The following is a 22,660-nucleotide window of genomic DNA, read 5'->3' as shown; positions in this document are numbered from 1 at the left end:
TTTCATTTACAATCCTCTGTTAGATTATAGGTAATAAAACTTAGGGGGAAAGTATGAACAAATTAAAAAAAGCTTTGTCAATTTCACTTGCCCTAGTGACTTTGGCGCCTTCTCTTGTATTTGCCCAAGAGAAAGATTATGGTAGTGCAAAAAATGTAATTGTTATGATCCCAGATGGGATGAGTGTAGAAGCACTTACAACTGCAAGATGGATGACTAAGGACAAGAAGTTTGTCATGGACGATATGGCAACAGGCCTTGTTAGGACTAACAACGCCAACACACCTATGGCCGACTCTGCTCCAGCAGCAACAGCCATGGCAACTGGCATAAAGTCAGAATCACCCTTTGTTGGATCTTATCCATCTAAAGGCGGCATGCCAGGATTTTCTAACTTTGACAAGGAAAGGGCTAAACAACCCATAGCCAACGTCCTTGAAGGTGCAAAGAGAAGTGGAAGATCCACTGGTATTGTGTCCACATCAAATATCCAACACGCAACTCCAGCTGACTTTTCTGCCCACAATCCTGACAGAAATAACTACGAAGACCTTGGCGAACAACAAGTTTACCAAGACATGGACCTTGTCCTAGGTGCTGGTAGCACTTATTTAAGTAAAGAAACTAGAAAGGACAAGGAAGATCTTATTTCTGAAATAAAGACAAGGGGTTACGATTATGTGACTACTAAGGAAGGTCTAGAAGGATCAAAGGGCAACAAACTTTGGGGACTTTTTGAAGACAAGTCCTTCCCTTATGAAATAGATAGGGACAAGACTACAAAACCTTCTCTTGCAGAAATGACTGACAAAGCTCTAGAAGTTTTATCAAAAAATGACAAGGGATTTTTCCTAATGGTTGAAGGCTCTGAAGTTGACTGGGCTGCTCATGCCAATGACCCAGTTGCTCTTATACACGAAATCAAGGCCTTTGACGATGCAGTAAAAGTTGCAAAAGACTTTGCTGATGAAAAGGGCGACACAGTAATTTTAATTGCTGCAGACCATGGAACTGGTGGGATAACTTTTGGTCACAGAAACATTTCAAAGGGTTATGACAAGGCTCCCCTTGATGAGTTTACAAAAATAATTTCATCTGCAAAAATTTCTGTGACAAAGGCTGCTGAAGAAGTGAAGGAAGACAAGTCCAATGTGGGAGAAGTAATGGCAAAGCACTTTGGCATAAAAGATCTTACAGAAGAAGAGTTAAACCTTATTAAGACTGAAAAGGACACAGGTTCAGCAATGGGAAGAGTAATCTCAGCAAGAAGCCATATTGCTTGGACAACTGGAGGTCACGTTGGTGGAGATGTAGGCCTTTATTCTTACTCAACTGCCAAGGATGCTAAGAGACTAATCGGGACAGTTCACAATTATGAAATTGGAAGATACGTGGAAGATGTCCTTGACATTGATCTTGATAAGTTGACAGAAGAACTTTACCAACCTATAAGAAGAGGCTTTGAAGAAAAGGGAGCCAAGGTTGAATTTAAGGTAAAGGGACCAAATGACTATGAAGCTATAGTTACTAAGGGATCTGACAAGATTATCTTCCCTGTTTCAAAGAACTACGCTATAAAAAATGGTGAAAAAGTTGAACTTGGTGGACTTACAATTTATTCCACAAGAGCAGTTTATGTTCCACAAACAGCCTTTGACCTAGTAAAATAAATTTCTTATATTCTTATTCATAAAATAATAAAAATAAATCCTCAAAAAAAGACCTGCAGTTTTAAATTCTGCAGGTCTTTAACATTTGATTTTAAATTATTCTAGATTTGTAGTTTCAATTCTAGTTTTATTTTTCTTACCAGTTTTAACAACAAAGATTGCGTAAGCGATAGCTAGGACACCAGCTGATGGATAGGCAATAGTAAATGGCAAGCGAAGTCCAAGTTTTTTCTCACTTATAATAAATGCGAAAACTATAAATGTGTAGAAAATTCCTGGTATCAAAGTTATTAAATAATTTTTGTTAGTGTTGATTAGATAAATTGTGGCAACTGCTAGGGCAAAGATTGCTACAAATTGGTTTGTGAATCCAAAGTATCTCCAAAGCATGTTAAATCCATTTGGGTTTGACTTAGCGAAGAAGAGGATTGCTATTGCAGGTATAAATAAAACTGCTGCAAGACCAGCTCTCTTTGCGCCAGATCTTTGATCAATGTTTAATTCTTCAGAGATTATTAGTCTTAGAGACCTAAAGGCAGTGTCACCAGAAGTGATAGGTAGTGCTATTACTCCAAGAACTGCAAGTAATCCTCCAATGTCTCCCATAAAGTATTTTGAAATTTCTCCAACCATTAGGGTTCCAGCTGTATCAAGTGGAGCTCTTCCTGTTGAGAAGATTACCATGGCACCAGCTGCCCAAACCATTGCGATAAAACCTTCTGCAATCATAGTTGAGTAGAAAGTTGTCTTAGCTTCTTTTTCTGACTTAACAGTTCTTGACACAAGAGTAACTTGTGAACCGTGGAAGCCTGATAGGATACCACAAGCAACTGTGATAAAGAAGGATGGGATAAATCTTTGACCAAGTGGGTGTTCTGCAAGTAGACCGTAATCTGCAAAAGAAAGGTCTCCGGAGCCCTTAACAAAGATTCCAATAAATACTCCAATGGCAGAGATAATTAAGAAGGCACCAAATAGTGGATATATTCTTCCAATTAGCTTGTCAATAGGAAGTACAGTTGAAAGGATGTAGTAGGCAAAGATCACTGCGTAGATAATCCAAATAACATTAGAATCTACACCAACCTTTAAGACGTCGTTGGCAATTAAGTCTCCAGGTGTGTAAACGAAAACTACACCAGTTAAGAGAAGTAGGATGGCAATAACGATATTATAAAATTTACGAACGCCGTCGCCAATATACTTACCAACAAGTTTTGGCACTTGAGACCCGCCATTTCTCATAGAGATGAAGCCTGTCATGTAATCGTGGACTGCACCTGCGAAGACACAACCTAATGGGATTGCCAAGAAGGCAATGGGTCCAAATAAAATACCTTGGATAGGTCCAAGTATAGGGCCAGTTCCTGCAATGTTAAGTAGGTTGATAAGCCAGTTCTTCTTTTCGCTCATCACTACATAGTCAACTCCGTCAGCTTTTGATACTGCTGGAGTAGGTCTATCGTCTGGTTGAAGTTGCTTTTCTACATATTTTGAGTAGAAAAAACCTCCAACAAATAAAATAATAATTCCGATAATAAATAGTAACATAAATTCCTCCCCTTACTTTTATTATTTCCTATAAGATTATAGGCTAAGACTGGCTCAATTACAAGAAAGTTGATGTTTGACATGGACTTATTGAGCCTTAGTTGAGAAAAAAATATGAAAAACTTTTACGAAATTAAAAAAAGGTCCACTATATTGGACCTAAAGTTAAATATTCGAAAGTTAAAGTCTACAAAACTTATAAAAATGATGAAAATAAAAAATAGATTTATTATTAGGAAGTTAAATTTATTTATGACCTATATAAGCTTTAGTTTTCTGCAAAATTACATTTCAATAGAATTAAACTCATTCTCCACATATAACTTTTTAAAAGATCCAAGACCTATTGCAGAAATAATAATTTCTGAATCTTCACGCCCCTTAAAAAAGAGGTCAAGAGTTGGGTTGTAAAAAATAGATATATTAGAGACTTCTACTTTTTTATACCTTTTTGTGTCTCCATTATCCTTTATTGAAATGCCAAAGTCAAAAGTGCCCACAGAGCAGCAAGATGCCTTGACGTCCACATCAGGATTTACAAAAATTTTACTTATATTTTTCTTTTTTAAAAAGGCCAGGGCCTTGTCACTTAATATAAAATTCATAAGACCTCCTTGAAAAGTCCTGTAGATTATACTTAAAAAAGTAACTCATATAATTAATCTTATTTCAATTATAGGTCTAAAAACAAATCACAACAAGTTAAGATTGTTTAGGAAAAAGCTAAGTCATAAAAATTGCAAAAAAAAAGAAGGTATAGACCTTCAGATAAAAAAATGGTCGGGGTGAGAGGATTCGAACCCCCGGCCCCATGGTCCCAAACCACGTGCGCTACCAAACTGCGCTACACCCCGACGACAGATTCACATAAGTGAAAACTTGTATTTTATTTTCGAACAAATACTATTATAGCATGTAAAAAATATTTGTCAAAGCTTTTTTTACAAAAAATTTAAAATCTCAAAAGCTATCTAAGCCATTATACTTGAAATCTAATAAAAATACAACTAAAATAATAGTATTATGGGAAAGGAGCTAAGATGAAGGCTATTATTTTTGATTTAGATGGAACCCTAGTTGATTCTATGAAATATTGGAGAAGTGTTTCTCGTGACTTCATGAAGACCAAGGGAATAGATATAGAAGATGAGATCCAGCACAAGATGACTACAATGAACTTGGACGCATCCTTAAAGTACTTAAAAGACTACTATAAATTAGAAGAAAGCTTTGAAGAACTTATGAGAGACTTTAGCAGGACTGTTGAAGATTTTTATAGGAACAAGGTCGAAACTAAAGAAGGATGTCTTGAAATTTTAAAATATTTTAAGGACAAAGGGATTAAGGTTGTAATAGGAACATCAACTGCAGCCCACTTCGCCAACATAGTTATAGAAAAATATGGGATAGATAAATTTATTGACGGCCTCTACACAGCAGATTCAGTGGGACACCTAAAAGCAGAAGAAAAATTTTATACATCAATTGTAGAAGAATTGGGAGAAAGGCCAGAAGATGTCTTTTTAGTTGACGATTCCTACCTAGCCCTAAGGACAGGAAAGAAAGCTGGTCTTGAAGTTATTGGAATTTATGACGAGAACTCTAAGGACACTTGGCCAACAATTGTTAGTGAAAATAAAAATTCTGTAAAGAGATTATTAGAATTGAAAAACTTATGAGATTATTTTTATTTTTTGCAGTAAGAATAGTACCTGCCTTTATAATTACTTTCCTAGGCTTTTCCCTTATAAGAGTTAACTTCTTTAGTCACAGGAAGAAAAATTCCACAGGCTTTAGAGAATTTTTGCTTAGCCTTTTCGCAGCCTACCTGGTTTTTTTAGCCATAATGCTTTTTATGCCCAATTCTTACATAGCAGGCTCTGGGATAAATTTGACCAACGAGAACTTTGACTTTGTTGGCAACTTTAAAGATAGATTATCATCAGGAGCCTGGGGAGTTAACCTAGTTCCCTTTAGGACTATGAAAAACTATATAAAATATTCAGGTTTTACCCACACACTTACAAATATACTTGGGAACATAATAATTTTTATCCCCTTTGGAATTTTAGTACCAGAAATTTTTCCAAAGTTTAGAAGATTATTAAAAATTATAAGCTTATCCATTGCCACATCCTTTTTTGTAGAATTCATCCAATTTTTTATTGGAAGGTCAGTGGACATTGACGATTTAATTTTAAATGTCTTGGGATCTTTTATTGGTTATCTTATTTGGGATAAGATTTTAAGATATAAATTTGCCAAGAAGAAGAGAAGAAAGAGAAGACCAAGGCCCTCTAAAATTGACAAAGACCAGGCTATCTAGTATAATTTTAGTCTAAGTAAATATGGGGGCGAAAATGGTTTCGACGGGGATTTTGAGCTTAAAGTAGCGAGTCGTTGATGGATCACACAACGTAAAAATGGTCTATTAAAAAATAAACGACGAAAATAATTTCGCACTAGCTGCCTAATTAGGTAGCAATCCGGCCAGACACCGCGATCTGCAACCGGGTTTCAAATTAGCGGGCAAACGAACTCTGTGATGCGTCATAGCAGAGGGGGTTTATGGCGATACCCTGTATGAGTTTGACACTCTAGTAATACAGGGGAAAACTAAAGAGGAGTCTGCACTCGGAGAATCTTTCTGTAAGAGGTCTTCGGACGTGGGTTCGACTCCCACCGCCTCCACCATTTGCGGATATCCGTAGACAGCTGCGGAGTCTATTTTAAGCCATTCTATTTTTAGAATGGTTTTTTTATTTGCCGTTAATAGCCGTAAATAGCCGTAGATTTTAATAAAATCCCACACAAAGTCCCCACACGTTTTTATTACATAACGGCTAAAAATAGGGACTTAATTTTTTGAAAATTCTTAAGTCCCCACATTTCTTTATTTTTTATTGTTATTGTACTTTTAAAAAATCAACGTTAATATTTTCATTTAAAACATTGTTGATTTCTTTTTTACCTTCCTCTACAGCATGAATATATACAAGAGTTGTTGTTGTATCAAGATGACCCATTTGTTGAGCAATGTTTGCCAACGGAATGTTATTAAAAGCCAGCATTGTTGCCGTTGTATGCCTTAAACCATAGGGGCAAACATAACGCAAATCATTTCTCTTACAAAAGTTATACCACCAATTTCTAAAAGTGGATTCTCCAATGTGATCTCCATCTGTGTTAGTAAAAATATAATTTTCTCTTATAGTTTTAGTAATTTTATTTTCTTTATATTTTTCCAACTCATTTGAATAATGTATCTGTAACAATTTAATTGCTAAGTCAATTAAATCTAGAACTCTAGGCTCTTCATTTTTTGTACTTTTAGTTATATATCCAACTTGAGTTGCTGCAAGTGACTGATCTATATAGATTTTCTTTTCAATCCAATCTATTTTATTCCACTTTAAACCTCTTGCTTCTGCAGGCCTTAAGCCACACATCACAGTTAAGACATAGAGTAGAAAATACTTTAAAGGTGCTTTATTAGATAGCACGCTTATATGATGTTTCACTTCTTCAATTCCATAAAACTTCTTACTATTTAGATTCTTAGGAACTCTTACAGTAATATCTGAAAATGGATTTTCTTCTATTATCTTTTTTTCCTTTAACTCTTGGAATATAGCGTGCAAATAAGTCAAATAATTCTTCTTAGTTTTTTGACTTAAAGGCTTCTTTGTTTGAGTAGATATTTCTTTATCTAGTTTTTTGAAAAATCTTTTAGCATCTGCAGATGTTATTGCAACTATTTTTTTAGTTTTAAAAAACCTCACTACTCTTTTATCAATATACTTGTTATAAGAATCTATGGTATTTTGTTCTAAGTCTTTAATTCTTAGGTACCACTTACAAGCTCCTTGTATATCTAATCTTGATATTTTGTCAGAATCACTAGCTTGTAGTTTAACATCTTCAAGTAATTCCATTTCTTTAGTTTTAACAAAAGCTTTTAACTGTAAACCAGTTAAATTTGTTTTAACTGTACAGCTAGGTCTATATCTTATACCGTCAATAGTATGATCTCCATAGACTCTAATTTTGCCATTTTTTAGTTTTTTATATGCCATTCTTACCTCCTAAAATTTATTTTTAGGAAGCTAAAATTCACACGTTGGGGGACGTGTTAAAACTTTACATTATTTTTTGGCAAGGATTTTTTATACTTATTTAGCTTCTATTTGGTCAACTTTTATTGTGTAACCAAGAACTTCCCCTACATCAGTAACATGACCTCTTACAACTACAGTTGCGCCTTTTGAAATGCTTGCAACTACATCTCTTTGTTCATCATTTTGTAAGTTACAAGTGATGCCTGTCATTGTAAATTCTGAATTTAGTCCATCAATATTGATGTATTTTCCTGAACTATCAATGTTAAATACTTTTCCAGTGATTTCAAGATCCTTATCTTTGTAAGTTTTTTCTGCGTTTAATGCATTATTGTCTAAATCAGAAAGCATTTGTCCTGCATCTGCTGCTGTGTAGGTAATTTCCTTTGTGCTTGTTTCTGCTGTCTTGTTTGCTGTGTCAGCACCTTTGTCGCCCTTTGGCATTACTGCAGCAATAATAACTACTACAACCAATACAATAAACCATACTCTTTTGTAGAAAGGTTTCTTTTCTACATACATTTTTCCGTCTTCGCCTTTAATTTTCTTTGCCATGCGAAAAACCTCCTTATAAATTTTTATATATTTTAAACTAAAAGTTTAAACTAATTTAAAGTACCATTTCTTATTCTAGTAATTAATTTTCTTATAAAAAGTTCGTCTTGATACATTTTTCCATAAGATTCTACTTTCTAATAACAACCATTTAAAATCAATGAGTGTTTTGTATATTGGATAATATCATTTAAAGACATGGACTTCTCATCTTCTATTTTCTTAGAAAAGTTTTCCATATCATCTAAAAACAACTTCCTTTTTTCGTAGGCACTGTAGCTAACTCCATATAAGTCCAAGACATAATTTGGTGGGAACTTTGCCGTCTTATACATCATTTCTCTAGGCATTAAGAGTTCTCCCGCAAAGGCATCTGCAGATTTTTCTTTTACATAATTACTTAAATGCCTGTATTTGGTATGATGCTGAAGGAAGATGTGACCAAGTTCATGGGCAAGAGTAAATCTTTGGCGGGATAGGTCATAGTTTACATCATCGAGGGCTATAAGATATCTTTTAGTTTTATAGTTATAGATGCTATATCCATCTAAGCCTAAGAGATCTTCTTTTTTAACCTTTATATCTGGCCTATATCTAATAATATCTTCTACATTTATGGGCAAGAGTTTCTCCTCATATTTAATTTTTTTGTGTACGCAGTTTGCCATGCTAACTGCATAACGTATGTTATAGTTTAAATTATTCATATTGTCAAACCTTAGTTCTTTTTGAAGTAAAAAATATATAAGGGTTGAGATCCCTATATATTTAGCAAAACATTAAAAATTAATTTATATCATACAAAAAAGCCCTGTACAGCAATGGTACAGAGCTTTTTTGATTTAGTGCTGTTCTAGAAACAGCGTATCATTATTTTCGTGATGAATTTAATCATCGTGTACCATTATTATAACATTGTGTTAAAAATTGTCAATTTAAAAATAAATTTTTTCAAATTTTTCTTTAATTTTTTCCATAGTAGAATCTGAAAGAGTTATGTTATAGAGAGTATCATGAACTCGTATAGGGTCTTTAACTCTCATTTTACTTATTGTAAGCACTTGATTGGGAAGGGCAATACTACCATCTTTTAGTTTAGATATTCTCTTTAAACAATTACTAAGTTCTTTTATCTTGTTACTTAACTCTCTATCTTTTAAGAGAAGTTCTTTTAATTTATTATCCAGATCAATTTCACTAATTATAGTAGAATCTTCACAATTCAATTCATCTTTATTTTTTAACATTTCCTTAAGATTTCCAATTTCTTTTTCCAAGTCATTTTTTATTGCATTATGTTGTTCATTAAGTAGAGTAACTTTATTGTTCACAAGATTATAAAATTCATTTCCAATATTAATTTCTGAATAATGTAAATTCTGCTTTAAAGATCTCATAGGAATAACAGTTAGGTTGGGATTTGATTTCTTATCTTTTCTATTAATTACAATTCCATAGTGTTGTCCACCAAACTCAGAGCCAACTCTAAAACCAAGGTTTATTTCGACAATTGAGCCAAATTTATAAACTGGTAAATATGTAGAGTCAAAAGTTTTTTCTTTTTTTAAAAAGTTTTTATAATCTCTAATCCAATATGTGAGATTTACAGATTGTTTATAATCTCGTATCATAAGTTCGTTTATTGAATCGTCTAAGTCAGAAATACACTCAGATTTAAATTGTATAAAATCATCTTTATTATTAATATCTTTGAAATCCATATTATAGACCTACTTTATTTTTCATCATCTTCGAAGAAAGTTGCTTTTATCATGCGAAGCATCATTTCTTTTTGTTCTGGTGTGAGGTTTTTGTTTGCTCTATAAAGCACAGAAATTCCCTCTGGAAAATCTTCCTCTAATTCTTCAGCTTTGGATTTGGTTTCTTGGGTTTTTGGAATATATGAGTTGCCCAATAAATAATCCACAGACACATTAAATATTTGTGAAAAAGATTTTAATAGCTCGTTTGAAGGCTCTCTTTGATTTAATTCATAAAAAGATATAGCCTTCGGAGTTACTTGAACTTTATCTGCTAGTTCTTTTTGCGTCATATTATGTAATTCTCTTAATTGTTTAAGAATTTTGCCTTCCATAGTTTACTCTCTTTCTTGTTTCTGTACTGTGAGTACATTATACAATAAATTTTTTAAAAAATCTATTGACATTCTTCATTTTGTACTGTACACTATGTACATAGAATGATTTGAGGTGATAATTTGAATAAAGTCAAAGAGAAAAGACTTGAAAAAAACCTAACACAGTTAGAATTGGCTAATTTAGTAGGTGTCACACCTAAATATATTGGGTTCATTGAAAACGGAGAAAGGAATCCGTCATTACAAGTAGCACAAAAAATAGCATCTGCTCTTGGATATGGAATAGATGATATTTTTTTGCACTCCAAGTGTACAAAATGTACTTAAAATTGATTTAGGAGGTGGAGAGTGAAAGTAATAATTAATCATGAATATGGAAGTAAAAAGGAAGGTGCATAAAATGGTTAGATTTGTAATAACAATTTTAAGTTTAGTAACTTTGATTTTGAATTTATTAGCAATAAAAAATATCCACGACATATTTAAGAAAGACCAGTTCAACATGTCATGGATAGACAGAGTTCTAGATAGAAATTTCAATCGTTTATAAAGTCATCAATAATTTTATCTAATTCATTTGGAATTGTTTCTATCTTTTGGATTTCTGAAATTAGATTTAGTACTGATTCATTAGTTAGGGCTAATTGGTAAGGCTCAGATTTTGTATCTTTTGCAATATAAATATTATTATCAATAAATTTAGTTTTTCCGTCTTTTTGAACGGCATAATCTGATCCGCTATCCATAGTTTCAGTCAAAACTAAGACTATAAAATTATTAGTAAAAGAGATGTAGGATTTTGTGTAATCTACAGAATGCCATGTATCTTGCCAAAGTATGTATTTGAAATTTGGCAATCTTTCATCAATATCTTCAGCATCGGTAAAAGTAAATAAACTATCCCAAAAAATTTTAGATTTTCGTGTTTCATATATGAGTTTTTCGAGAAATTGTAAGTGTTTATCATTCATAGTGTTCAACTTCCTTTCTTAGTTGAGATTTAATTTTAATAAGTAAATTGCTAAGGGTTATAGATAAATTTTCATCAATAGAAAAATTTTTAGGAAATGTGCTGATCTTAATTGCTTGATTTAAATTTTCTTTAAGCGATTTTCCTACAAAAGGATATTCACTTTGAATTTCAACTAATAAAATTCTTACTTTTGAAAATGTAGAGTAATTAGCATCTTCATCAAGAGAACACCTAAGGAAATCAATTCTATTAGATAAATCATCTATTTTTAAGCTAAGTTTATTTCTATCAACAGCATTCGATACCCTTTGTTTAATTTTTAATGAGAGATGCAAAGTAATTAAAGATACTACGAAGCTTATTGGCGTAACTATTAATGAAATAATTTCCAAAAAATTTTTTATAGGCAAACACATAATTGCACAACCTTTCTATAAAAATCTTTAAGTAAATTATATCTTATAAATTTGTTATTAACTAATTTAATTTCGTATTAATAAAATTCTGAATGAAAAGACTTTAATATCATCTAATTGAATTAATGGGACTAAGTAAATGATAGTGAAGAAAAAAGGTTAATTGAATATATCTAATTTGAGTAAAAAGGAAGCTAAAATTCACACGTTGGGGGACGGGAATGGAAACTTTACAAAAAAACATAACAATAGAAGATGTAAATCAAAAATTAAATTATTTAATTGAGCATTTAACAGAGCCTAAAGAAATATTTACATTCCAGGAGGCTTGCGATTATTTGAGAGTTGGAAAAACAACATTGAATGCAGAAATAGATGCTGGAAACATAAGGTTTAAAAGAAAGGGAATTGGTAATCAAAAGCTATTTAAAAAGATTTGGTTAGATGACTGGATGGAAATGTAAGGATGGTGTAAGCATGAAAGCTTTAAGTGTTAGTTGGTACAAGATACCAATTATAGCAAGGAGAATTTTAGGTATTAGTTTACTTTTCGTGTTTGGCTATTGGTTGGCCAACTTCTTTATAAAGTTTTTATTTTTCTTTATGTATGCAGGAGTGACGATTATTGACAAGGTTTTTAGCTTTGCAATTAATCTATTTTAGGAGTTGATAAAAATGAAAGATCTAAAAAAGAAAGAAAAATTTGATGCAACTATTGATGCGGCAATAACTATTTTACAAAATTACAAGGATAATTTTAAGGCTTATGAAAATGGAATTACTAATTTCATCAATAAGAAAAGAATTAATAGAGTGAGAATAACTGTAAATGATTTGTTGTTGGATATTGAGAATGGAAATATAGAAAGAATTGAAGAAAAATGAAGAAACAAAGGCAAATGAAAAAAAAGTCCCGCAGCGACTAAACAACAGGACTAAATAAATTATAAATATTTTTTATTTGCCTTTATTATACCACAAATAAGGGGGAAATTATGAAATTTAAAATTGAATTTGAACTTGATTTTACTAATAAAGAGATTTTAGACATGTTACTTGAAACTCATACTGTTGATGAGCTTACACAAAATGGTTACTGCTATACAGTTGATAAGATACTAAATAATTTTAACATCAACGGAACGCAAGAAGTGAGTGGAATAAAGGTTACTAGACTAGATGAGGAGGCAGATTATGCAATTATATGAACTAACAGAAATTTACTTGAATTTAAAAGACATGGATATAGAAGAGGGAGATCTTAATGCTGCCCTAGAAAATATTGATGATGAAATTGAAACTAAGGCTGATAATATTGCAAAAGTCTTAAGAGATTTTGACGGAGATATTGAGGCTTTGAAATCTGAAGAAGAAAGACTAGCAAAGAAAAGAAAGGCCATTGAAAATAGGCAGAAACACCTAAAAGAATATCTACAAAATGCAATGCTTGTTTTGGATAAAAGAAAATTTAAAACAGATCTATTTTCTTTTAACATTCAAAAGAATGCTCCATCTTTAAAAATTCTAGATGAAAGCAAGATTCCTGAAGGTTATTACATGATTGAAAAGAAATTAAATAAAAACGATTTAAAAGAAGCAGTAAAGAATGGATTGTTTGAAGATGCTGCTGAATTAGTCCAAACAGAAAGTTTAAGGATAAGGTAAGGAGAAATAATTATGTCACAAGAATTAATGGTTAGATACGAAGCAGGTGGCCAAGAAATAACACTTAGTCAAAGTGATGTTAAAAACTTCTTGGTAAGTGGAGATGCAAATAGAGTTACAGAAAAAGAGTTTAAGTTATTCTTGGAATTATGTAGGTTTCAAAAACTTAATCCTTTTTTAAGAGATGCCTATCTAGTTAAATTTGGAGATAAAGATGCAAATATCATTGTTGGTAAAGACTTCTTTATTAAGAGGGCTTATGCCAATGAAAAGTTTAAAAAATACACTGCAGGCATTATTGTTTTAAAACAAAATGGAGATCTTGAAAATAGAGCAGGATCCTTTTATGCAAAGCAAGTTGAATCTTTGGTGGGTGCTTGGTGCAAGGTTGAATTTACAGATGGCACATATTTTTATCACACAGTAGCCTTTGATGAGTACAACACAGGTAAATCAACTTGGGCATCAAAACCTGCAACTATGATAAGAAAAGTTGCATTAGTACAAGCCTTGAGAGAAGCATTTCCAGAAGATTATCAAGGTCTATATGATAGTTCAGAAATGGGAGTTAATGAAGAAGTTTTACCAAGTAGGGAAGTAGGACTTATTAACGATAATCAAAGAAAGAATCTTTTTAAAATTGCAGAAAATGACAAGGATATTGTAAAAGCAATAATGGTCAAGTACGGCTATGAAAACACTAGCGACATCAAAGAAGAAGATTATCAAAGTATTTGTGACGATATAAAAAAGTTAGTTAGTTTAAATAAAGAAGAGCCTGAAGTTATAGATGCAGATGAAGTAGAAGTTGTTGAAGAAGTTGAAGAAGAGGAAGATTTTTTAAAGGGTACTCCTTTTGAAGGTTAATCCTAATAAAAACAAACAAAATTTGGGTGCTAGCTGCTGACTTATGTCGGGGCTAGCACCTTGAAAGGAGTTTTTAACATGGCAAGACCTTTAAGTAGAGGGATAGAGTATTATCCTTTAGATGTGGATTTTTTAAACGATATAAAAATTAGAAAAATTATGAAATCTTGTGGGCCAAATAGTATTGCAATAATTATACTGCTGCTCGGAAATATCTATGGAGATGAAGGGTATTTCATGAAGTGGGATGAAGATGTATGCTTTTTAGTTGCTGACGCAGTTGGGGCTAAAGAGGTGTATGTAAAAGAAGTTTTAAAAAAGTGCTTGCAAGTAGATCTATTTTCTAATGAATTATTTGAGAAATTTAAAATTATAACTTCTAAAGGGATTCAAAAAAGATTCTTTGAAATAACAAAAAGAAGAAAGAGAGACAACTTAATAAATGATTATTTATTAGTTAATGTTACAGAAACTGGGGTTATTGTTACAGAAACTCCCGTTACTGTTGCAGAAACTGGGGTTATTGTTAGCAAAAGTACACAAAGTAAAGTAAAGGAAAGTAAAGAAAAGAAAAGTATAAAGGGTGATATAAATAATAAGCTTATATCTAGACTAAATTCTTTGCTTAAAATTCCTGTATATCCTAACTTCCTCACAAAAATCAATTCAAACATTGATGTTGAGAAGCTAATTGATGAGCTCTCTAAGAGTAAGTGGGTTTGTGAGAACCACAACCTTAACAAAGCTAACAACTCTTTTCTTGTAAAGCTTTGTAACGGCGATTATAGGGATTATAAGAGGCCTAATTCTAATAAATTCAATAACTTTAAGGGTATTACTGACTCTTTTTCTGCTGAAGAGCTTGAAGATGTTGCTATGAAAAAGCAGAAAGAGGGATTTAAGAAGCTAGGAGTTAATGTTGATGTATAGAAGATGTGGAAAATATAACGCTAGAAAAGTACAAATTGACGGAATTACCTTTGATAGTCTTAAAGAAGCTAATAGATACAATGAGTTAAAACTGTTGGAAAAGGCAGGGTTAATTAAGGATTTGACCCTGCAACCACGCTTTAATTTACAAGAAAGCTTTAAAAAGAATGGAAAAAGTATAGGAAAAATAGATTATATTGCTGATTTTATGTATTTTGACAATGAAAAGAAAAAAACAATTGTTGAAGATGTGAAAGGCTACAAGACTGATGTTTACAAGCTTAAAAAGAAATTATTTGAGCGTAAGTATATGAACTTGGAGATTAAGGAAATATAAGCTAGTTAAGAAACTTTAGCAAATTACAATATATAAGGAGTTAGAATGAAAAAGTTTTTGGTGGTATATGACAAAGAAATAGAGGATAGGGGCAGGGATAGTTACTTAAAAGCAATTAAGAAAAACATACCTGAAGCAATTATTGCTGATGTGGATAATTTACCCGACTGTACAGTAAGAAATGTATTAGCATTAAAACCTATGGCAGCTGATACTTATAAATGGATAATGGAGCTCCTAGAAGCTAACCCTATTAACGATATAGAGGGGGCAGCAAGTAAAAGGTTGACTATAACGGCTGAAGCAGTTTTAAGGGCAATTGGGGACGTTGAAAGAAAAACTGTTGTAATTATCAATCAGTCAGAAATCCTAGGCAAATCTCTAGCAAGAGAACTGTTGGAACTGGGGGCCAATGTTGTAAGCCTCAATTCTGATTATACTTCTTTAGAAAATCTTTTAACTATGACTGATATTGATGTTTTAGTTAGTGCAAGTAATAACAGTGATTTCACAGTAGATCGTTTTTTAACTAAGGACATTAAAATTAAAATTGATTTATCTGAAGATCTTGATGATCCAAATAAAATAACTAGAGTGCCAACTATAGATGTGTTAAAAGATAGGCTGGAAAACAGTAATAAGTGGTGGGAGCAAAACAATGATTAAAGTAACTTTATACTACGAAGATAACACCCTAGATTATAGCAACCCACCAAGCAAAGATGTCTTTGTAAAAAATGAAGAGGAATTCTGGGAAAAATATAATTCAAGCAATGAATATATTAAATGTGAAGATGAACTTGAAGGTGCTTATAGTGTATATCTTAAGAAAGACAAGATAATGGAAATTTGGGTTGAAAAAATTATAGGAGATTAAAGAGAAATGAAAACTTATAGATTTGAAATTTCTGCTTATGAAGAAATTGATATCAAAGCAGAAGATAAAGAAGAAGCTGAAAAAATTGCTCAAGCCTATTGGGATAAAAACTTTAGAAGTATGTTTGGTGGTGTTGAGTTTATGAAAGAGGTGGAAGAATGACAGTGGATTTAAATGATTTAATCAGTCGTAAAAGAATTAGATTTGAACTTGGTGAATCTACCATGCCTAAAAGATATAGAGATTTTTGCTTGAGAGTGATTGATAGCGAAAGATTAACACCAACGGTTGAAATAGCACAATTCAAACCTTTAAAGGTTAAAGAGTACACAAGGGACGCATGTGGGAGAACATTTTACATTAGCCAGTGTCCTAAATGTGGTTGTGGCTTAGATGGAAACCAAGTTCAAAGATTTTGCCATGGGTGCGGTCAAAGATTGGAGTGGGAGCAATGAGAGCGTGGATATTAAGTTCAGACGAGAGCCCAGAACTTTGTAGTAGTCTTGTGTGGGCTGAGTCGAGAGGTAAAGCAAAAGCACAAGCGAATTATGAGGGTCCTTATGCGTACCAATGCGACCTAGAGGTAGATGACTTTACAAGTATAAGGGCAATTAGAGCAAAGAGTTTAGATAATGGTGAGGAATTATCAGAGCAAGAAGTGTGCTTGCGACTTATAAAAGACTATGGATGGAGTTTTTATATAGGTCATGAAATTTATGACGAAGATAACATTGAAGAATTTGAAAAACTTTTTGAGGTGGAAAAATGAAAGTAAAAGATCTAATTATGAAATTAATTTATTGTGATCCTGAAGCAGAAATTGAGGGTCTAACTTTTGATAATGCGGATGAAAATGCCGCTTATTCGCTGAAAGTTAAAAAAGTAGAAGATTACGACAACACAGTCTTGTTAATTTTTGATAATTTAGACGTTGGTAAATTCAGCGAAGACGGTCAATTTGAGGAATTTACAAGACAGGTCCTTATTTGGGCAAAGGATAGAGATTTGCTCCATAGGAAAAATGCGCCGAAACAATTCTTGAAATGTATTGAGGAAGTTTTTGAATTTAAATCAGAAATGGACCAGGTTGAAAGAGTTGAACACGAAAAATTAAAAGAAATATATATAGAGAATATGAAAATAGAAATGGGGGACATTTTCGTCACTCTAATAATATTATGTGCGCAGCTTGGAATTGATGTCATTGAGTGCTTAGAAAAAGCTTACAAGAAAATAGAGGCTAGGACTGGTAAAACAATAAACGGCACTTTCGTCAAAAGTGAAGACCTTTAGAGGTCTTGGAGGATAAATGGATAAAGAGCAGCTATTACAGTACAGAATTTTAAAATTAGAAATTGAAGATCTAGAGGACAAATTACAGAATGTTAAAACCAAGCTAGTGATGGATAAAGTACAGGCCAGCGCAATTGAATATCCATATAACCTATATAGTCTAAAGATTTGCGGGCTTGAAGAAGATGCTTATATTCAAAGGCTGCAGTTGCTACTTAGAAGAAGAATAAGAAAATGTAAAAGGGCAAGGCTTGAGATTGAAGAGTATATTGACGGAATAAAGGACTCAAGAATGAGGTACATTTTTACAAAACGATATATTGACGGCTGGACCTGGGTAAAAATAAGCATGAGGTTAGGCAGCACTAACGAGTCATACTCAAGGTTATTGCATGATAGATTTTTAAGAAGTTGAACGATTTGAACGATTTTTAAGTAGTAATATGTAAGATGAAAGAATATAAGTTATTGGTCCATGATAGCAACTAAGGATTTCAATCTAAAAGAGCACTCTAACATAGAGTGTTTTTTTATTATCCAATTTTAGAAAGGTGGTGGAGAAGTGGGACTTACAGCAAGACATAGAAAGGTGGCGGAAGAATACCTTAGAACTGGAAATAAAACAAGAAGTTACTGGAAATTCTTTCCAACTTGCAAAGATGAGAAGAGTGCAAGCGTAGGAGCTACTAAGTTATTTAAAAAGCCCTACATGAGAGACTACCTGGAAGAAAGAATGAAAGAGATTGACGAAGAAGAAATTGCTGATACTAGGGAGATTTTAAGAGGGCTTACAAGGACCTTTAGAAGAGAAGAAATTCATTATGAGACTGTAACTATAAAGATCCCTTTAAAAGATGAACACGGAAATATTATTGGAGTTGAAGAAAAAGCCAAGGTTATAAAGACACCAACAGAAAACCGTGATGCAATTAAAGCTGGAGAATTGCTTGGTAAGAGGTATGGACTATGGACGGATAAAATCGACATGGATATTGATGTACCTACAATTATTTCTGGGGCTGATGAACTTGAAGACTAATGAGGTTTACCTTCCTGAAGTTATTGGTAAAGGCTACGGAACTTACTGGAATTATAAAGGGAGATACCGAGTAGTTAAAGGGTCTAGGGCAAGTAAGAAGTCAACTACAACTGCTTTAAACATGATTTATAGGATAATGACATACCCTGATTCAAATGGTTTAGTGATTAGAAAAGTCTTTAGGACTGTAAAAGATTCTTGTTTTTCACAACTTAAGTGGGCAATACACCGTTTAAAGGTTGACAAATATTGGAAGGCTACTAATAGCCCCTTAGAACTTACTTATTTACCTACAGGGCAAAAAATATTGTTTAGGGGACTTGATGATCCTTTAAAAGTTACATCAGTTGCAGTAGACAAAGGCTCTTTGTGTTTCTTATGGATTGAAGAGGCTTACGAAATCATGAGTGAAGATGATTTCAATATGTTGGACGAGTCCATAAGAGGGCAGGTTCCAGATGGTCTATTTAAACAAATAACTTTAACGCTTAACCCCTGGAATGACCGCCATTGGATAAAAAGAAGATTTTTCGACCGAGAAGATAAAGATATTTTAGCCATCACTACCAATTACAAGTGTAATGAGTGGTTGGACCAGGCGGATTTAAAGGTCTTTGATGAAATGAAAATCCATAACCCTAAAAGATACCGAGTAGCAGGCTTGGGAGAATGGGGAGTAGTTGACGGTCTAGTGTATGAAAACATAGAAGAAAAGAGATTTGATATATCTAGCCTTGTAGGACAAGAGGGGATAGAATCTGTTTTTGGTCTTGACTTTGGTTATACCAATGACCCCACAGCCTTATTCTGCGGTCTAATAGATCTAAAAAATAAAGTAATTTATGTGTTTGATGAACTTTACAAAAAAGGTTTATCAAATAAAAGAATATATGAAGAAGTAGAAGCCATGGGGCCCAGAAAAGAATCAATTATTGCAGATAGTGCCGAACCTAAGTCCATTGATGAATTGAGAAGCTTAGGACTTACAAGGGTAAGGGCAGCAAAGAAAGGCAAGGATAGCATTTTAAATGGCATACAGTTTATACAGGATTTTAAACTTGTAATACATCCTAGATGTGTAAATTTCCTAACGGAAGTAACAAATTATCAGTGGGCAAAAGATAAGTTTGACAACTCCATTAATAAGCCAATTGATGATTTTAACCATTTGATGGATGCCATGAGGTATGCAATCGAACCTTACATCATAAAGCATAAGAATTCAGTACAAACTTTTAGACATAGTTTATAAAGGAGGGATAAAGTGATAGACACAACAGAAAGAGTATTTAGCATAGATAACAAGGCTGATTTTAGCCTAGGGATGCTTAGAAATTTTATTGATAGGCATAGGGTGCTTTCAAAAAAATACTATGATTTAAGGGACATGTATAAAGGCAAGCACTTAATACTACTTAAAGATAATAACAAGCCAATTTATAAACCAGATAATAGGCTAGTGGTTAATCATGCTAAGTACATTGTTGATACTTTAAACGGATTTTTTACAGGAATACCAATTAAAACAATTGCTGAAAATCCTAGAGTTAATGATTATATACAAGAATTTGACAGATATAACAATATTGATGACTTAAATTCTGAAATAGCTAAGAAGTGCAGTATATACGGCCGTTGCTACGAATTATTATTTATAGATGAAAAATCTAAGGTTGGAGCTACTTATATAGATCCTATGGATGCCTTTATTATTTATGACAATTCCATAAGACAAAAGCCTTTATTTGGAATTAGATATACGAGGGATAAAGAGGGAGTTTTAATTGGAACTTTCAGTGATGATTCCAAGATTTATTATTTTAGAAGTAATGACAAGGGAGAACTCATAATTGACCAGGAAGAGCCTCATTATTTTAAAGCGGTCCCAATGGTTGAGTATGTAGAGAATGAAGAACTGCAGGGCGCATTTGAGAACGTAGAAACCTTAATTAATGCTTACAATAAGGCTATAAGTGAAAAGGCTAATGATGTTGATTACTTTGCTGATGCTTATATGGCAATTCTGGGAGCATTACTGGAAGAAAAAGACATCATAAATATTAAAAACAACAGAATTATTAATATAGAGCCCATTGCTGATAGTCAACAATTAGAGGTTAAATTCCTGGAAAAGCCTAACGCTGATACAACACAGGAAAATCTTATTGATAGGCTAGAAAAGCTAATTTTTAATATATCCATGGTGGCAAATATCAATGATGAAAACTTTGGAACATCAAGTGGCATAGCTTTGAAGTACAAATTGCAATCAATGAGTAATTTATCCAATGTTAAAGAGCGTAAATTTGTTAAGAGCTTAAATAAAAGATTTGAGTTAATAGCAAATGTCCCTAATACACCTATAGGAGAAGACGACCTTAAAAACATCAAATATATATTTACAAGAAATGTACCTAACAATACAGTGGAAGAGGCACAAACAGCAGCTGAACTTATAGGAATAACAAGTAAAGAAACAGCCCTTAGTACCCTAAGTATTGTTGATGATGTTAAGAAAGAATTAGATCTTATAAAAGAAGAAGAAGGACACGGGGACCATGACTATATAAATTATATGGATAGTCTTGAGGACTTAGACAATGAAGTTGAATAAAGACCAAATGAGGGCCTATCAATATGCAGTTAAAAGAGAAAAAGAACATATTGCAGCCAGGAAAAAGGAAGACAAGGCTTTTAACAAGCGTGTAGACAGCATTTATAAAAATTTAAGGTTTGATATCCAAGATGAGATTTATAAGTTTATAGGCAGGTATGCCGACAAAGAGGGACTAACCCGAACTGAAGCCAATAAAAGAATTGAAAGCATAGACTATAAAAGAGCATTAAAAAGAGTTAGAGACATCAACTTAAGAGGTCCACTTACTGAAGAACAGAAAAGACAGCTGGATAATTTAAACATAACATCTAATTTAACAAGGTTAGAAATGTTACTAGAAAATGTGAATTTATCCTTAATTGATACTTATGGACGGCTAGAAACCAATATTGGAGATTATCTTATCTATACAGGTAAAAAAGAACTTGAAACTCAAGCCGAGGACTTAAACCTTACCATTCACAGTTCCCAAAAAATAAAAAATAATATTGAGAAGATAGCACAAGCTGACTTTCATACAGCTACTTTTAGTGAAAGGTTATGGGCTGATAAAGCGAACTTAAAGAATAACCTAGAACTTGGAATTACAAAAACAATTATAAGGGGACAGAATCCAAAAAGGTGGTCAAGGAATTTACAAAGAAACCTTAAAGACAATATAGCTAATGCAGAATATTCTGCAAGAAGAATTGCTATAACCGAGACTGCAAGAGTTCAAGGGGAAGTAGTAAAGGAATCTTTTAAAAGTAATGGCTACGATAAATATATTTATATAGCCGAGCCGACAGCTTGCGAAATATGTACGGAATTAGATGGCACAGTCCACAAAATAGAGGATGCAGTACCAGGAATTAATTATTATCCCATGCATCCATTTTGTAAGTGCGGAGCTAGTCCATACTATGAAGAAAATTAAATTTAAAATTTAATAAAGTCCAAGCTTTGAAGACTCTAAAAGCCAAGGAGTATAAAAGTTAAGCATTATAACTATAAATTATGGAGGTTAAAAATGAACGAAGATAACAAGAACTTAAATCAAGATGTAGCTGATGCTGAAGAAACTGGTCACAACAAAGAATACTTTGATCTAGCTGGAAAAAAAGTCCCACGTGATTCTGTAGCTAAAAATAATAAAGAAAGAGATCCTGAAGATAATCAGGCTGAAAAGAAATATACAGATAAAGATGTGGACGACATCATAAATAAAAAATATGCTAAGTGGCAAGAACAAAAGAAAAAAGAAATTTCTGAAGCTGAAAAGCTAGCAAATATGGATGCTAACCAAAGGATTGAGTACGAAAGAGACCAATTAAAGAAAGAACTTGACGAGTTAAAGGCACAAAACAACAAATCATCTATGGCAGGGACTGCAAGAAAAATGTTATCAAAAGAGGGAGTAAATATTGAAGATGAACTTATTTATAACCTTATAACTGATGATGCAGAAACTACTAAAAATAATGTTGATAGTTTTATAGGTGCATTTAATAAGGCAGTTGACACTAAGGTCAATGAAATACTTAAGGGAAAAACTCCATACAGGTATGGAGGACAAAATAAGTTAACAAAAGCAGAAATACTTGATATTAAGGACGAAGACGAAAGAAGAAAGGCAATAGCCGAAAATCTTGAATTATTTGAATAAGAAAGGATG

At 32.8% G+C, this 22,660-nt stretch carries 34 protein-coding genes, 1 tRNA gene and 1 other RNA gene; 26 read left to right on the top strand and 10 right to left on the bottom strand.

What is annotated here, in order from left to right; translation table 11 throughout:
• Positions 1–53: 53 nt before the first annotated feature.
• On the top strand, positions 54–1,670 hold the full coding sequence (locus tag HMPREF3023_RS01330; protein WP_070700060.1) for an alkaline phosphatase: 1,617 nt from the start codon (positions 54–56) through the stop codon (positions 1,668–1,670).
• 96 nt (positions 1,671–1,766) lie between these two features.
• On the opposite strand, the gene HMPREF3023_RS01325 is transcribed toward HMPREF3023_RS01330, so the two are convergent.
• The 3 genes from HMPREF3023_RS01325 to HMPREF3023_RS01315 all read right to left on the bottom strand — a co-directional run bounded on the left by HMPREF3023_RS01325 (position 1,767) and on the right by HMPREF3023_RS01315 (position 4,075).
• The gene (locus tag HMPREF3023_RS01325; protein WP_070700059.1) at positions 1,767–3,221 is read right to left on the bottom strand and encodes a carbon starvation CstA family protein; all 1,455 of its coding nucleotides are present in this window, start codon (positions 3,219–3,221) and stop codon (positions 1,767–1,769) included.
• A 284-nt stretch (positions 3,222–3,505) separates the two neighbouring features.
• A complete protein-coding gene (locus HMPREF3023_RS01320; RefSeq protein WP_070700058.1) occupies positions 3,506–3,826 on the bottom strand; it encodes a hypothetical protein in 321 nt (106 codons plus the stop codon).
• 172 nt (positions 3,827–3,998) lie between these two features.
• Positions 3,999–4,075, bottom strand: a tRNA-Pro gene (locus HMPREF3023_RS01315).
• Positions 4,076–4,261: 186 nt separating this feature from the next.
• On the opposite strand from HMPREF3023_RS01315, the gene HMPREF3023_RS01310 reads away from it, so the two are divergent.
• The 3 genes from HMPREF3023_RS01310 (at position 4,262) to ssrA (ending at position 5,915) form a co-directional block, all read left to right on the top strand.
• Positions 4,262–4,900: an HAD family hydrolase gene (locus HMPREF3023_RS01310; protein WP_070700057.1), complete on the top strand. Its 639-nt coding sequence runs from the start codon at positions 4,262–4,264 to the stop codon at positions 4,898–4,900.
• Complete coding sequence (locus HMPREF3023_RS01305; protein ID WP_070700056.1) at positions 4,897–5,547, top strand: VanZ family protein; 651 nt, start codon at positions 4,897–4,899, stop codon at positions 5,545–5,547. Before HMPREF3023_RS01310 ends, HMPREF3023_RS01305 begins: the two co-directional genes overlap by 4 nt.
• Before the next feature lie 24 nt (positions 5,548–5,571).
• Positions 5,572–5,915, top strand: a transfer-messenger RNA (tmRNA) gene (ssrA, locus tag HMPREF3023_RS01300).
• A gap of 212 nt (positions 5,916–6,127) precedes the next feature.
• Here ssrA and HMPREF3023_RS01295 read toward each other — a convergent pair.
• From HMPREF3023_RS01295 to HMPREF3023_RS01275, 5 genes are all read right to left on the bottom strand, one after another.
• Entirely contained in the window at positions 6,128–7,297 is a 1,170-nt protein-coding gene (locus HMPREF3023_RS01295) for a tyrosine-type recombinase/integrase (RefSeq protein WP_070700055.1), read from the bottom strand.
• 96 nt (positions 7,298–7,393) lie between these two features.
• Positions 7,394–7,894 carry an OB-fold protein gene (locus HMPREF3023_RS09160; RefSeq protein ID WP_083315483.1) on the bottom strand — a complete coding sequence of 167 codons (501 nt, stop codon included), beginning with the start codon at positions 7,892–7,894 and terminating at the stop codon, positions 7,394–7,396.
• Between the two features lie 137 nt (positions 7,895–8,031).
• The gene (locus HMPREF3023_RS01285) at positions 8,032–8,601 is read right to left on the bottom strand and encodes an ImmA/IrrE family metallo-endopeptidase (protein WP_246829158.1); all 570 of its coding nucleotides are present in this window, start codon (positions 8,599–8,601) and stop codon (positions 8,032–8,034) included.
• Positions 8,602–8,829: 228 nt separating this feature from the next.
• On the bottom strand, positions 8,830–9,615 hold the full coding sequence (locus HMPREF3023_RS01280; protein WP_070700053.1) for a type II toxin-antitoxin system PemK/MazF family toxin: 786 nt from the start codon (positions 9,613–9,615) through the stop codon (positions 8,830–8,832).
• 14 nt (positions 9,616–9,629) lie between these two features.
• Positions 9,630–9,989, bottom strand: a complete 360-nt coding sequence (locus tag HMPREF3023_RS01275; RefSeq protein WP_070700052.1) for a helix-turn-helix domain-containing protein — start codon at positions 9,987–9,989, stop codon at positions 9,630–9,632.
• 123 nt (positions 9,990–10,112) lie between these two features.
• Here HMPREF3023_RS01275 and HMPREF3023_RS01270 point away from each other — a divergent pair, with 123 nt between their 5' ends.
• Complete coding sequence (locus HMPREF3023_RS01270) at positions 10,113–10,319, top strand: helix-turn-helix transcriptional regulator (protein ID WP_070700051.1); 207 nt, start codon at positions 10,113–10,115, stop codon at positions 10,317–10,319.
• Positions 10,320–10,392: 73 nt separating this feature from the next.
• Positions 10,393–10,542 (top strand): hypothetical protein, encoded by a 150-nt coding sequence (locus HMPREF3023_RS09415; RefSeq protein ID WP_168165792.1) that lies wholly within the window; start codon positions 10,393–10,395, stop codon positions 10,540–10,542.
• Here the strand turns inward: HMPREF3023_RS09415 and HMPREF3023_RS01260 are convergent.
• Together HMPREF3023_RS01260 and HMPREF3023_RS01255 are read right to left on the bottom strand one after the other, a co-directional pair.
• Positions 10,529–10,963 (bottom strand): hypothetical protein, encoded by a 435-nt coding sequence (locus HMPREF3023_RS01260; RefSeq protein WP_070700049.1) that lies wholly within the window; start codon positions 10,961–10,963, stop codon positions 10,529–10,531. The two genes, HMPREF3023_RS09415 and HMPREF3023_RS01260, sit on opposite strands and share 14 nt — an antisense overlap.
• Positions 10,956–11,357, bottom strand: a complete 402-nt coding sequence (locus tag HMPREF3023_RS01255) for a hypothetical protein (RefSeq protein ID WP_144019616.1) — start codon at positions 11,355–11,357, stop codon at positions 10,956–10,958. The genes HMPREF3023_RS01260 and HMPREF3023_RS01255 overlap by 8 nt, the downstream gene beginning before the upstream one ends.
• Positions 11,358–11,602: 245 nt before the next feature.
• Here HMPREF3023_RS01255 and HMPREF3023_RS01250 point away from each other — a divergent pair, with 245 nt between their 5' ends.
• The 20 genes from HMPREF3023_RS01250 to HMPREF3023_RS01160 all read left to right on the top strand — a co-directional run bounded on the left by HMPREF3023_RS01250 (position 11,603) and on the right by HMPREF3023_RS01160 (position 22,651).
• Positions 11,603–11,845, top strand: a complete 243-nt coding sequence (locus HMPREF3023_RS01250; RefSeq protein ID WP_070700047.1) for an excisionase family DNA-binding protein — start codon at positions 11,603–11,605, stop codon at positions 11,843–11,845.
• 13 nt (positions 11,846–11,858) lie between these two features.
• The gene (locus HMPREF3023_RS01245) at positions 11,859–12,044 is read left to right on the top strand and encodes a hypothetical protein (protein WP_070700046.1); all 186 of its coding nucleotides are present in this window, start codon (positions 11,859–11,861) and stop codon (positions 12,042–12,044) included.
• Positions 12,045–12,056: 12 nt separating this feature from the next.
• A complete protein-coding gene (locus HMPREF3023_RS01240; RefSeq protein WP_070700045.1) occupies positions 12,057–12,266 on the top strand; it encodes a hypothetical protein in 210 nt (69 codons plus the stop codon).
• Positions 12,267–12,376: 110 nt separating this feature from the next.
• A complete protein-coding gene (locus HMPREF3023_RS01235; protein WP_070700044.1) occupies positions 12,377–12,589 on the top strand; it encodes a hypothetical protein in 213 nt (70 codons plus the stop codon).
• Positions 12,576–13,046 carry a siphovirus Gp157 family protein gene (locus HMPREF3023_RS01230; protein ID WP_070700043.1) on the top strand — a complete coding sequence of 157 codons (471 nt, stop codon included), beginning with the start codon at positions 12,576–12,578 and terminating at the stop codon, positions 13,044–13,046. Before HMPREF3023_RS01235 ends, HMPREF3023_RS01230 begins: the two co-directional genes overlap by 14 nt.
• Before the next feature lie 12 nt (positions 13,047–13,058).
• Complete coding sequence (gene bet, locus HMPREF3023_RS01225) at positions 13,059–13,913, top strand: phage recombination protein Bet (protein WP_070700042.1); 855 nt, start codon at positions 13,059–13,061, stop codon at positions 13,911–13,913.
• A 78-nt stretch (positions 13,914–13,991) separates the two neighbouring features.
• Positions 13,992–14,843 carry a DUF4373 domain-containing protein gene (locus HMPREF3023_RS01220; protein ID WP_070700041.1) on the top strand — a complete coding sequence of 284 codons (852 nt, stop codon included), beginning with the start codon at positions 13,992–13,994 and terminating at the stop codon, positions 14,841–14,843.
• Positions 14,836–15,180, top strand: a complete 345-nt coding sequence (locus HMPREF3023_RS01215) for a DUF1064 domain-containing protein (protein WP_070700040.1) — start codon at positions 14,836–14,838, stop codon at positions 15,178–15,180. The genes HMPREF3023_RS01220 and HMPREF3023_RS01215 overlap by 8 nt, the downstream gene beginning before the upstream one ends.
• Positions 15,181–15,225: 45 nt before the next feature.
• Positions 15,226–15,846 (top strand): Rossmann-fold NAD(P)-binding domain-containing protein, encoded by a 621-nt coding sequence (locus tag HMPREF3023_RS01210; protein ID WP_070700039.1) that lies wholly within the window; start codon positions 15,226–15,228, stop codon positions 15,844–15,846.
• Positions 15,839–16,057: a hypothetical protein gene (locus HMPREF3023_RS01205; protein WP_070700038.1), complete on the top strand. Its 219-nt coding sequence runs from the start codon at positions 15,839–15,841 to the stop codon at positions 16,055–16,057. The genes HMPREF3023_RS01210 and HMPREF3023_RS01205 overlap by 8 nt, the downstream gene beginning before the upstream one ends.
• A 6-nt stretch (positions 16,058–16,063) precedes the next feature.
• A complete protein-coding gene (locus HMPREF3023_RS09410; RefSeq protein WP_168165791.1) occupies positions 16,064–16,219 on the top strand; it encodes a hypothetical protein in 156 nt (51 codons plus the stop codon).
• Positions 16,216–16,512 carry a hypothetical protein gene (locus tag HMPREF3023_RS01200; RefSeq protein WP_070700037.1) on the top strand — a complete coding sequence of 99 codons (297 nt, stop codon included), beginning with the start codon at positions 16,216–16,218 and terminating at the stop codon, positions 16,510–16,512. The genes HMPREF3023_RS09410 and HMPREF3023_RS01200 overlap by 4 nt, the downstream gene beginning before the upstream one ends.
• Positions 16,509–16,826, top strand: a complete 318-nt coding sequence (locus HMPREF3023_RS01195; RefSeq protein ID WP_070700036.1) for a hypothetical protein — start codon at positions 16,509–16,511, stop codon at positions 16,824–16,826. The genes HMPREF3023_RS01200 and HMPREF3023_RS01195 overlap by 4 nt, the downstream gene beginning before the upstream one ends.
• Entirely contained in the window at positions 16,823–17,350 is a 528-nt protein-coding gene (locus HMPREF3023_RS09740) for a MazG-like family protein (protein WP_256373634.1), read from the top strand. The genes HMPREF3023_RS01195 and HMPREF3023_RS09740 overlap by 4 nt, the downstream gene beginning before the upstream one ends.
• Positions 17,351–17,366: 16 nt before the next feature.
• Complete coding sequence (locus tag HMPREF3023_RS01185; RefSeq protein WP_070700035.1) at positions 17,367–17,765, top strand: hypothetical protein; 399 nt, start codon at positions 17,367–17,369, stop codon at positions 17,763–17,765.
• A gap of 147 nt (positions 17,766–17,912) precedes the next feature.
• Positions 17,913–18,389, top strand: a complete 477-nt coding sequence (locus HMPREF3023_RS01180; protein WP_070700034.1) for a terminase small subunit — start codon at positions 17,913–17,915, stop codon at positions 18,387–18,389.
• Complete coding sequence (locus HMPREF3023_RS01175) at positions 18,373–19,641, top strand: PBSX family phage terminase large subunit (protein WP_083315482.1); 1,269 nt, start codon at positions 18,373–18,375, stop codon at positions 19,639–19,641. Before HMPREF3023_RS01180 ends, HMPREF3023_RS01175 begins: the two co-directional genes overlap by 17 nt.
• Positions 19,642–19,653: 12 nt before the next feature.
• Entirely contained in the window at positions 19,654–21,003 is a 1,350-nt protein-coding gene (locus HMPREF3023_RS01170) for a phage portal protein (RefSeq protein ID WP_083315481.1), read from the top strand.
• Positions 20,990–21,922, top strand: coding sequence for a minor capsid protein (locus tag HMPREF3023_RS01165; RefSeq protein WP_070700032.1), 933 nt, complete (start codon positions 20,990–20,992; stop codon positions 21,920–21,922). Before HMPREF3023_RS01170 ends, HMPREF3023_RS01165 begins: the two co-directional genes overlap by 14 nt.
• Before the next feature lie 93 nt (positions 21,923–22,015).
• Complete coding sequence (locus tag HMPREF3023_RS01160) at positions 22,016–22,651, top strand: DUF4355 domain-containing protein (protein WP_070700031.1); 636 nt, start codon at positions 22,016–22,018, stop codon at positions 22,649–22,651.
• The last annotated feature ends 9 nt before the right edge of the window (positions 22,652–22,660 follow it).

The sequence above is a fragment of the Peptoniphilus sp. HMSC075B08 genome, assembly GCF_001815405.1.
Lineage (GTDB): Bacteria > Bacillota > Clostridia > Tissierellales > Peptoniphilaceae > Peptoniphilus_A > Peptoniphilus_A harei.
Note: the sequence above shows the minus strand (reverse complement) of the source record. Positions and strands in the feature narration are given on the sequence as shown.

Coding starts and splice junctions, on each gene's coding strand:
- HMPREF3023_RS01330 (WP_070700060.1), top strand. CDS start 54: ATGAACAAATTAAAAAAAGCTTTGTCAATTTCACTTGCCCTAGTGACT.
- HMPREF3023_RS01325 (WP_070700059.1), bottom strand. CDS start 3,221: ATGTTACTATTTATTATCGGAATTATTATTTTATTTGTTGGAGGTTTT.
- HMPREF3023_RS01320 (WP_070700058.1), bottom strand. CDS start 3,826: ATGAATTTTATATTAAGTGACAAGGCCCTGGCCTTTTTAAAAAAGAAA.
- HMPREF3023_RS01310 (WP_070700057.1), top strand. CDS start 4,262: ATGAAGGCTATTATTTTTGATTTAGATGGAACCCTAGTTGATTCTATG.
- HMPREF3023_RS01305 (WP_070700056.1), top strand. CDS start 4,897: ATGAGATTATTTTTATTTTTTGCAGTAAGAATAGTACCTGCCTTTATA.
- HMPREF3023_RS01295 (WP_070700055.1), bottom strand. CDS start 7,297: ATGGCATATAAAAAACTAAAAAATGGCAAAATTAGAGTCTATGGAGAT.
- HMPREF3023_RS09160 (WP_083315483.1), bottom strand. CDS start 7,894: ATGGCAAAGAAAATTAAAGGCGAAGACGGAAAAATGTATGTAGAAAAG.
- HMPREF3023_RS01285 (WP_246829158.1), bottom strand. CDS start 8,601: ATGAATAATTTAAACTATAACATACGTTATGCAGTTAGCATGGCAAAC.
- HMPREF3023_RS01280 (WP_070700053.1), bottom strand. CDS start 9,615: ATGGATTTCAAAGATATTAATAATAAAGATGATTTTATACAATTTAAA.
- HMPREF3023_RS01275 (WP_070700052.1), bottom strand. CDS start 9,989: ATGGAAGGCAAAATTCTTAAACAATTAAGAGAATTACATAATATGACG.
- HMPREF3023_RS09415 (WP_168165792.1), top strand. CDS start 10,393: ATGGTTAGATTTGTAATAACAATTTTAAGTTTAGTAACTTTGATTTTG.
- HMPREF3023_RS01260 (WP_070700049.1), bottom strand. CDS start 10,963: ATGAATGATAAACACTTACAATTTCTCGAAAAACTCATATATGAAACA.
- HMPREF3023_RS01250 (WP_070700047.1), top strand. CDS start 11,603: ATGGAAACTTTACAAAAAAACATAACAATAGAAGATGTAAATCAAAAA.
- HMPREF3023_RS01245 (WP_070700046.1), top strand. CDS start 11,859: ATGAAAGCTTTAAGTGTTAGTTGGTACAAGATACCAATTATAGCAAGG.
- HMPREF3023_RS01240 (WP_070700045.1), top strand. CDS start 12,057: ATGAAAGATCTAAAAAAGAAAGAAAAATTTGATGCAACTATTGATGCG.
- HMPREF3023_RS01235 (WP_070700044.1), top strand. CDS start 12,377: ATGAAATTTAAAATTGAATTTGAACTTGATTTTACTAATAAAGAGATT.
- HMPREF3023_RS01230 (WP_070700043.1), top strand. CDS start 12,576: ATGCAATTATATGAACTAACAGAAATTTACTTGAATTTAAAAGACATG.
- bet (WP_070700042.1), top strand. CDS start 13,059: ATGTCACAAGAATTAATGGTTAGATACGAAGCAGGTGGCCAAGAAATA.
- HMPREF3023_RS01220 (WP_070700041.1), top strand. CDS start 13,992: ATGGCAAGACCTTTAAGTAGAGGGATAGAGTATTATCCTTTAGATGTG.
- HMPREF3023_RS01215 (WP_070700040.1), top strand. CDS start 14,836: ATGTATAGAAGATGTGGAAAATATAACGCTAGAAAAGTACAAATTGAC.
- HMPREF3023_RS01210 (WP_070700039.1), top strand. CDS start 15,226: ATGAAAAAGTTTTTGGTGGTATATGACAAAGAAATAGAGGATAGGGGC.
- HMPREF3023_RS01205 (WP_070700038.1), top strand. CDS start 15,839: ATGATTAAAGTAACTTTATACTACGAAGATAACACCCTAGATTATAGC.
- HMPREF3023_RS09410 (WP_168165791.1), top strand. CDS start 16,064: ATGAAAACTTATAGATTTGAAATTTCTGCTTATGAAGAAATTGATATC.
- HMPREF3023_RS01200 (WP_070700037.1), top strand. CDS start 16,216: ATGACAGTGGATTTAAATGATTTAATCAGTCGTAAAAGAATTAGATTT.
- HMPREF3023_RS01195 (WP_070700036.1), top strand. CDS start 16,509: ATGAGAGCGTGGATATTAAGTTCAGACGAGAGCCCAGAACTTTGTAGT.
- HMPREF3023_RS09740 (WP_256373634.1), top strand. CDS start 16,823: ATGAAAGTAAAAGATCTAATTATGAAATTAATTTATTGTGATCCTGAA.
- HMPREF3023_RS01185 (WP_070700035.1), top strand. CDS start 17,367: ATGGATAAAGAGCAGCTATTACAGTACAGAATTTTAAAATTAGAAATT.
- HMPREF3023_RS01175 (WP_083315482.1), top strand. CDS start 18,373: ATGAACTTGAAGACTAATGAGGTTTACCTTCCTGAAGTTATTGGTAAA.
- HMPREF3023_RS01165 (WP_070700032.1), top strand. CDS start 20,990: ATGAAGTTGAATAAAGACCAAATGAGGGCCTATCAATATGCAGTTAAA.
- HMPREF3023_RS01160 (WP_070700031.1), top strand. CDS start 22,016: ATGAACGAAGATAACAAGAACTTAAATCAAGATGTAGCTGATGCTGAA.